This window comes from Achromobacter sp. Bel, from assembly GCF_012928505.1.
GTDB lineage: Bacteria > Pseudomonadota > Gammaproteobacteria > Burkholderiales > Burkholderiaceae_B > Achromobacter.
Map to the genome: position 1 here is coordinate 1 of NZ_JABBJN010000107.1, position 7,475 is coordinate 7,475.

Here is a 7,475-nt window from a genome sequence, read left to right on the forward strand (position 1 = left end):
CCCAGCACCGCGGTGCCGTTGGTGATCACGCCCACCAGGTTGCCGCGCGCGGTGTAACGGAACACATTGGCCGGATCGGCCACGATCTCCTCACAGGCCGCCGCCACGCCCGGCGAGTACGCCAGCGCCAGATCACGCTGGTTGGTCAGTTGCTTGGTCGGCGTGACCGAGATCTTGCCGGGGCGCCCGTGCTCGTGATATTCAAGGGCGGCTTTGCGAAGGTTGGCATCCATAGGGCGGCTACTGGCTAATTAGGTGAGACACACGGAAGAGGGGGGAATTCTATTCCCATGGCGGGCCGCGCGATACGTCCGCGGCGTCCGCCCCTCTTCTTCGAGACGAGCGGCGAAATCTTACAGCAAGCTGAAATACTGTCAGGTTTCATGAGGCATGAATAAGGGAAAACGACCATCGGGATCGAACAGCGCCTTGACACGCCCGTCCAGCCGGACCGTCGCCAGCCCGGGCGTATCGGGTGCCAGGTCCGTCGCCGGACACGCCGGTGCATCGGTCAGCGTCACGCTTTGCACCCAGGCCAGCGTGCCGCCGTGCCCCAGCAGCAGATGCGCCAGGTTCACGGTCGCCGGCGCCTCGGGCTTGAGCGCATCCAACCGGTAGCGGCCCAGCCAATGGCGACCATCGCGCGTGGCGAAGGCATCCCCGCCCGACGCCAGTTTGAACAGTTCAGGCACCAAGCCTTGCACGGTCGCCGAGCGCAGCGGCTGCACGTCGGCCTCGCCGAACGGTCCCAATGATTCTTCGATGCCGTCGGCCAACATCACGTCCACCGACAGCACGCCGGACGCCGCGCAGCCCCCGGCGGGCCAAGGCGCCGGGGCCGCCAGCCATTCGGCCAGCGTCATGGCGCCGGGATAGCCGTCGAACTGCCGCAATCCGGCCTGGGTCAGCGCCGCAAGCGGCACGCCAGGCTGAGCCCGCCAGCGCGGCGCCTCGCCAGCCAGGCGGGCCAGGCCGGCCATCCGGGACGGATCGATCCGCAGGCGCGGGCCGACGGCCGGCGCGTAAGGCCCCGTCGCCCCTTCCAGCGTCATGACAACGCGGTACTCCGCGCACAGCGTGCGCGCATGCGCGACATCGGCGTCGCGCAGCGGGGTCAGGACGGCCTGCGCCCCGCCGGGGCCGTCTTCGCCCAGGTCATCGACCTGCCCTTGGCACAGCAGCTTCAGGCGCTGCATGAAGGCCGCCCAGGGAGTCTGGACCGGCCTGCGGCCAAGCAGGAAAGCACGCCGGGATGGCTGCATGACTACAATTCCTTTTCCGCTACAAAACGCTTTCGAGAATCCAATGCCCCGCCTTGCCACGCGCACCCATGATTTTCTGACTTTCCACGCTGTGGAACTCTTCAAGCAGGGGCAGGCGCTGCAAGCGGCAGGCAAGGACATTATCAGCCTGGGCATTGGCGAACCGGACTTTACCGCGCCCCCTCAGGTCGTGGAAGCGCTGGAGCGCGCCGCCCGGGCCGGGCTCAGCGGCTACAGCCCGCCCGCGGGCCTGATGCCGCTGCGTGAAGCCATTGCGCAGTTCTACCATGACAAATTCGGCGCCAAGATCAATCCGGCCCGCGTCATCGTGACCGCGGGCGCATCCGGCGCGCTGACCTTGGCCTGCGCGGCGCTGGTCAACGGCGGCGGCGAGGTGCTGATGCCGGACCCGTCCTACCCCGCCAACAGCAACTTCGTGCTGGCAGCCGGCGGCGTGCCCCGCCTGATCCCCAGTTCGGCCGAAAAGCGCTTCCAATTGTCGGCCCAGGACGTGGCCCGGAACTGGACCCCGGCCACGCAAGGCGTGATGGTGGCTTCGCCCAGCAACCCCACCGGCACCTCGATCGCCCCGGACGAACTCGCCGACCTGCTGGCGCAGGTCCGCGAACGCGATGGCTTTGCCATCGTCGACGAAATCTACCTGGGCCTGTCCTACGAAGGCGAAGCCCGCTCCGCGCTGACCCTGGACGACGACGTCATCATCATCAACAGCTTCTCGAAGTATTTCCACATGACGGGCTGGCGCCTGGGCTGGATGATCGTGCCCGAGGACATGGTGGCCCCGGTGGAAAAGATCGCCGCCAGCTTGCAGATCTGCGCGCCGACCCTGGCCCAGCATGGCGCCCTGGCCTGCTTCACGGAACAGGCGATGAAGACTTTCGAGCATCGCCGCGAAGCCTTCAAGCAGCGCCGCGACTACCTGCTGCCCGAATTCGAGCGGCTGGGCATCCCCGTCCCGGTCAAGCCGGACGGCGCGTTCTATATCTACGCCGACATCAGCAGCCTGGGCATGGACAGTTCGACGTTCTCGCAGCGCCTGCTGCTGGAAGCCGGCGTCGCCGCCGTGCCGGGCCTGGACTTCGGGCCGGCTCACGGCAACCACACCATGCGCTTTTCCTATGCCACGGGCCTGGATCGGCTGGAAGAAGCCGTGGCCCGCATCGGCAAACTGCTACAGCGCTGAACCCAAAACAAAACGCGCCCCGATGGGGCGCGTTTTGCAGTCCTGCCTGGCTGCCAAGAATCGCCGCCGGATCAGTCCCGCGCCAGCGCGATGCCCGAGGCCAGCGCCAGGCGCCGGCGTTCAGCCTGAACCTTGGCGCCATAGCCGTTGTCGTCCGGCCCCGTGGAACCCACATAGCAGGCCAGGCCGCCATCGATGGAACCGCGGCGGTTGATGCAGTCGCGCAAGATCGTGGCCCCGACGCCGATGTTGGCGACCGGGTCCAGCGCGGTCTTGCCGACGGCGTCGAACTTTTCCTGATGCACGCTGGTCATCACCTGCATCAGGCCCTGCGCGCCCACATGGCTTTCGGCCAAGGGGTTGTAGCGGGACTCGATGGCGATCACGGCTAACACCAGCAAGGGGTCAAGCTGCTTTTCGCGGCTGACCTTGTACACGGTATTCAACAGCGGACCGGTGGCGTCGTACGCCACCTTGTATTTGCGCGAGATATAGTTGCGCAACGCTTCGGCCTGCGGACCGGTGGCCACCGTGGCGGGCTTCTTCGGTACCGGAGGCGCGACGCGGGCCGGCCCCAGCATACCGGTGGCATTGCTGGCGGGAGCGGTTGGAACGGCCATGGCAATCGCCGACGCAGTGTCGGAACCCAATTCGGAGCCGACATCGGATTCGGTGCCGGATTGCATGGATGAAGGCGCTAGGGCGGTCAACAAGGCTTTGTGCACTTGCAATGCCTGATCGCGCAAACCAGGCAGGGCAAATCCCATGCTTACCGTCACAATCACCGCGATGCCCAGATAGACTGAGCAGATACGCAAGGACTCGGCAAGATATTCGTGCACTCCTTGGGCCATGTTCCTGAACAGGCTGGCCACTGACGCATCGGGCATAAAAACCTCCTGCGTGAAAAAGAGGGAGTCAATGTTAACCTCTCTTTCACCCCAAAATGTAACCAAATCGCTGGGATCTGTAGTGAAATACCGCGACCTTAGAGACTTCCTCGCCCAACTTGAACGAATGGGCGACTTGAAACGCATTGCCGCTCCGGTGTCGACACGGCTGGAAATGACCGAAATTTCCGACCGCGTCCTGCGTGCCGAGGGCCCCGCCCTGCTGTTCGAAAAAGCCCAGCACGACAGCAAGCCGGCACAGATGCCGGTGCTTACCAATCTGTTCGGTACTCCTTCCCGCGTGGCCCGGGGCATGGGGGCGGACAACGTCAGCGCGCTGCGCGACATCGGCGAACTGCTGGCTTCCTTACGCGAACCCGAAGCGCCCAAGGGCCTGCGCGACGCGCTGGCCAAGGTATCAATGCTGAAGGCCGCCTTGTGGGACATGAGCCCCAAGAACGTCAAGAGCCCGGCCTGCCAGGAAGTGGTTTGGGAAGGCAAGGACGTGGACCTGACCCGCCTGCCGATCCAGACCTGCTGGCCCGGCGACGTAGCCCCGCTATTGACCTGGGGCCTGGTCATCACCCGCGGCCCCAATGCCAAGCGGCAGAACCTGGGTATCTACCGCCAGCAATTGCTGGGGCCGAACAAGCTGATCATGCGCTGGCTGTCGCACCGCGGCGGCGCGCTGGATTTCCGCGACCATGCGCTGGCCAACCCGGGCACGCCCTTCCCCATCGCCGTCGCGCTGGGCGCCGACCCTGCCACCACGCTGGGCGCCGTCACCCCGGTGCCTGACAGCCTGTCCGAATACCAGTTCGCCGGCCTGCTGCGCGGTTCCCGCACCGAAGTCGCCCAAGCCCTGGGCAGCAACCTGTCGGTGCCCGCCTGGGCCGAGATCGTGCTTGAGGGCCATCTGCTGCCATCGTCCGACCCGCGTGCCGTCAAACCGGTGGTGCCCGAAGGCGTCAACCCGCCGCCCAACAGCGATTATGAAATGGCGCTGGAAGGTCCGTACGGCGACCACACCGGCTACTACAACGAGCAGGACTGGTTCCCCGTTTTCACGGTCGAGCGCATCACGATGCGCCGCAACCCCATTTACCACTCGACCTACACCGGCAAACCGCCCGACGAGCCCGCCGTGCTGGGCGTGGCGCTCAACGAAGTGTTCGTGCCCTTGCTGCGCCGCCAGTTGCCTGAAATCGTGGACTTCTACCTGCCGCCCGAAGGGTGCAGCTACCGGCTGGCCGTGGTGTCGATTCGCAAGCAGTACGCGGGGCACGCCAAGCGCGTCATGTTCGGCCTGTGGAGCATCCTGCGCCAGTTCATGTACACCAAGTTCATCGTGGTGGTCGACGAAGACATCAACCCGCGCGACTGGAAGGAAGTGGTGTGGGCCATGACCACCCGCATGGATCCCGTGCGCGACACCCTGCTGGTCGAGAACACGCCCATCGACTATCTGGACTTCGCCTCGCCTGTGTCCGGACTGGGCGGCAAGATGGGCCTGGACGCCACCAACAAATGGCCCGGCGAAACCCAGCGCGAATGGGGCATGCCCATCTCGATGGATGCCGACGTCAAAAAGCGCGTGGACGACCTGTGGGGCCAGCTGGGCCTGTAAAGACGGAAGGACACCCGCGGCCCGCGCAAAGAAAAACCCGCCTTGCAGTGAACTGCCCCCCGAAAGTTGGATGTTGATCCAACCTTCGGGGGGCAGTTAACAGGCGGGGTTTAATTGGACAGGTGCGGAAAGCGTGTGGGCTGACGCGCCCTTCCTATTGCCCGCCCTCTCTTGAGCTTTGCCACAGCTTGTACACCTGCCAGCCCACCAGCGCGCCGCCGGCGATCTTGAGCAGCTTGAACCGCTTGCCGCCCCGCATGAGCAAGGTGGACAAGGACGAGCTGACCAGCGGATAGCGGCGGGCGAGCGTGATCGCCTGCAAGGCCCAGCGCGAGGCGCCGCCCGAGGCCAGCCGGGGCAGCAAGCCGCGGATGATCGAGGACGGCTCCAGCTTGTGGCTGGTGCTCACGATGCTTTGCGCCAACGATTCCCGTTCGATGGCTGCGCGGGCGCGCAGCAGTTCGATGCGCACCGCGCGATCAACGGTAGGAGACCTTTTCGACATGACTCAGTCCTCCTCGCGTCGACGCGCGGCCGGGATGTCATCGTCTTGGGCATCGCGGATCCGGTCCAGCAGTTCCGCGTCGCGGCCCAGCTCTTCCAAGGTAGCCGCAAACGGCGGCGCGCCATAAACCAGCGCATGGCGTACCGCGAGCAACAGACCGATGCCGACAATGCCGTAGAAAGCCGCCAGCAGGCCCAGGGCCAGATAGCGATCTTCAGTCGGCCAGAACAGCACCGCCACCATCACGGTGAACACCAGCACCGCCAACGTCAGGAAGAGCAGCGCAGCAAAGGCCATGCCCAGCACCTTGAGCAAGCGCGCCTTTTCATCGGCGGCCTCAAGCGTCAGCAACTCCAGGCGCGTGCGCAACAGCCCGACCAGGCTGGACGCGACTCCGAAAACAGATTTTCGTAGACCCATGGCGTCAAGAACGCCGGGCGGGCAACGCGGCGTGAAGCCGGCGCCGCCCGCCCGGACGCTCAAGCCTTATCAGCGGCGGCTGATCAGCAAGCCGAGCAGCAGGCCGGTCACGCCTGCGATGCCGATGGCTTGCCAGGGATTGTCGTGCACGTAGTCGTCCGTGGCGCGGGCGGCTTTGCGGCCACGTTCCAGCACGGCGTCTTGCGCCTCGTACAGGGCTTCACGCGTGCGCTTGAGCGAGGTCATGGCGCGGTCGCGCAATTCGTTTGCCTTGTCGCCAGTGGTGCCCGCCGCTTCGCGCAGCAGGTTTTCCGCGTCATTCAAACTGGTCTTGACACTGTCGATGAGTTTTTCTTTTGCGACTTCTTCGGATTTTCTCGTGGCCATTTTTTGAGCTCCTGTTGTGTGTCTATGACAAAACCATCATACCAGCCGCCATGCCCGCTGCATGGCGTGCTTGCTACCGTGTGCTACTTGATCTGCGTAATCTCAACGGCCGACTTCACGCCGCCTTGATCGATATCCTGCTTCATCACCAAGTTCACCCCCGGGCAGTACCAGTCGGTGACCATCGTGTTCATCCCGGGGATCGGAATGGTCAGGCCCTGGAAGGTGGCCATCGTGGGATCGGAATTTCGCGAGTACGTGATGGGATGGCAAGACTGCTGGCCCAACGCCGTTTTCACCGGGGTCTTCTGGCCCACGGTCTTCTCACCGATGCGCACCGTGGTGCTGGGCTGGCCGCCCACCGGCGCTTCCTTGCCGATCTTCAAGCGGAACGACGAGCCGGGCAATTTCTGGCCGCTGGCGAGCTTGCCGTCGTAGGCGAAGAGGCCCAGCATGCGCAGGTCGAACTGGCCTTCGGAAGGCTTGGGGGCCTCGCCGGCGCTGGCGTACTTCAGAAAAGTGGCCTGACCGCCCTTGACCGTCATCAGGTAGTCCAGCTTGGACTTGCCCGGCGGCAAGCCGGCGTAGCTGAAGGTGGCCACGCCCTGCACGCGGGCACGGCAATTGTCGCCATTGCTTTTTGTAACTTCGGCGAAGGTCAGGTCTGCGCCCAGCGACAGGTTGCCCGAGCCGGTCAATTGCACCGCGCCACCGTCATGCATGAATTGCGCATCGCACACGCCGGCCTGCGCCGAAGCGGCCGCGCCCAGCGCGCCCGCCGCCAAAATCAGAGATGCCATTTTTCGCATCGTCACAAGCCACTCCAAAAATCAGAAAACGCCGTCCTCCACCCGCGACGGCTGGCTTGATACTACACCGGTTGGCGTGCCCGGCGTATGTCCACTCGTGACCGCGGCAGCGGCAGCGGCCCACCTGCTTATGCCGCCACCGCGGCGGCCGGTATCCGGGCGATCAGGGACTGGATTTCCGGCACGCAGGAACCGCAGCCGGTGCCGCAACCCAGGGTGGCTTTCAGCGCCGCCATGTCGCAGCCGCGCCCGATGCCCGCCATGATGGCCGCCTCGCTGACGCCGTTGCAGACGCAGACGGTGCGCGACCGCGCGGCGCCCGCCACCCGCCCCGTCAGCAAGGCGGACACGCTGGCAGGCGCCGGCGCGCC

Annotated in this window: 9 protein-coding genes and 1 pseudogene; 2 read left to right on the forward strand and 8 right to left on the reverse strand. The window is 65.2% G+C overall.

Annotation, left to right across the window (positions count from 1 at the left end; all coding sequences use genetic code 11):
* Positions 1 to 233, reverse strand: a pseudogene (locus HG262_RS30475) (NADP-dependent malic enzyme); the annotation flags it as partial.
* A gap of 141 nt (positions 234 to 374) precedes the next feature.
* Positions 375 to 1,262 (reverse strand): FAD-binding protein, encoded by an 888-nt coding sequence (locus HG262_RS30480; protein ID WP_169274547.1) that lies wholly within the window; start codon positions 1,260 to 1,262, stop codon positions 375 to 377.
* Between the two features lie 43 nt (positions 1,263 to 1,305).
* Between HG262_RS30480 and HG262_RS30485 the strand changes: the two genes are divergently transcribed.
* Positions 1,306 to 2,466, forward strand: a complete 1,161-nt coding sequence (locus HG262_RS30485; protein ID WP_169274548.1) for a pyridoxal phosphate-dependent aminotransferase — start codon at positions 1,306 to 1,308, stop codon at positions 2,464 to 2,466.
* Positions 2,467 to 2,537: 71 nt separating this feature from the next.
* Here the strand turns inward: HG262_RS30485 and HG262_RS30490 are convergent, their stop codons facing one another.
* Positions 2,538 to 3,356 carry a lytic transglycosylase domain-containing protein gene (locus HG262_RS30490; protein WP_169274549.1) on the reverse strand — a complete coding sequence of 273 codons (819 nt, stop codon included), beginning with the start codon at positions 3,354 to 3,356 and terminating at the stop codon, positions 2,538 to 2,540.
* A gap of 82 nt (positions 3,357 to 3,438) precedes the next feature.
* On the opposite strand from HG262_RS30490, the gene ubiD reads away from it, so the two are divergent.
* On the forward strand, positions 3,439 to 4,983 hold the full coding sequence (gene ubiD, locus HG262_RS30495) for a 4-hydroxy-3-polyprenylbenzoate decarboxylase (protein ID WP_169274550.1): 1,545 nt from the start codon (positions 3,439 to 3,441) through the stop codon (positions 4,981 to 4,983).
* A 154-nt stretch (positions 4,984 to 5,137) separates the two neighbouring features.
* Here ubiD and HG262_RS30500 read toward each other — a convergent pair whose 3' ends face one another.
* The 5 genes from HG262_RS30500 to HG262_RS30520 form a co-directional block, all read right to left on the reverse strand.
* On the reverse strand, positions 5,138 to 5,488 hold the full coding sequence (locus tag HG262_RS30500) for a hypothetical protein (RefSeq protein ID WP_169274551.1): 351 nt from the start codon (positions 5,486 to 5,488) through the stop codon (positions 5,138 to 5,140).
* 3 nt (positions 5,489 to 5,491) lie between these two features.
* Entirely contained in the window at positions 5,492 to 5,908 is a 417-nt protein-coding gene (locus tag HG262_RS30505; protein ID WP_169274552.1) for a phage holin family protein, read from the reverse strand.
* 69 nt (positions 5,909 to 5,977) lie between these two features.
* Positions 5,978 to 6,295 carry a DUF883 family protein gene (locus tag HG262_RS30510; RefSeq protein ID WP_006222726.1) on the reverse strand — a complete coding sequence of 106 codons (318 nt, stop codon included), beginning with the start codon at positions 6,293 to 6,295 and terminating at the stop codon, positions 5,978 to 5,980.
* An 83-nt stretch (positions 6,296 to 6,378) separates the two neighbouring features.
* Positions 6,379 to 7,095 (reverse strand): hypothetical protein, encoded by a 717-nt coding sequence (locus HG262_RS30515; protein ID WP_169274553.1) that lies wholly within the window; start codon positions 7,093 to 7,095, stop codon positions 6,379 to 6,381.
* Positions 7,096 to 7,232: 137 nt separating this feature from the next.
* A partial coding sequence (locus tag HG262_RS30520; RefSeq protein ID WP_169274554.1) for a (2Fe-2S)-binding protein occupies positions 7,233 to 7,475 on the reverse strand: 243 nt, incomplete at its 5' end.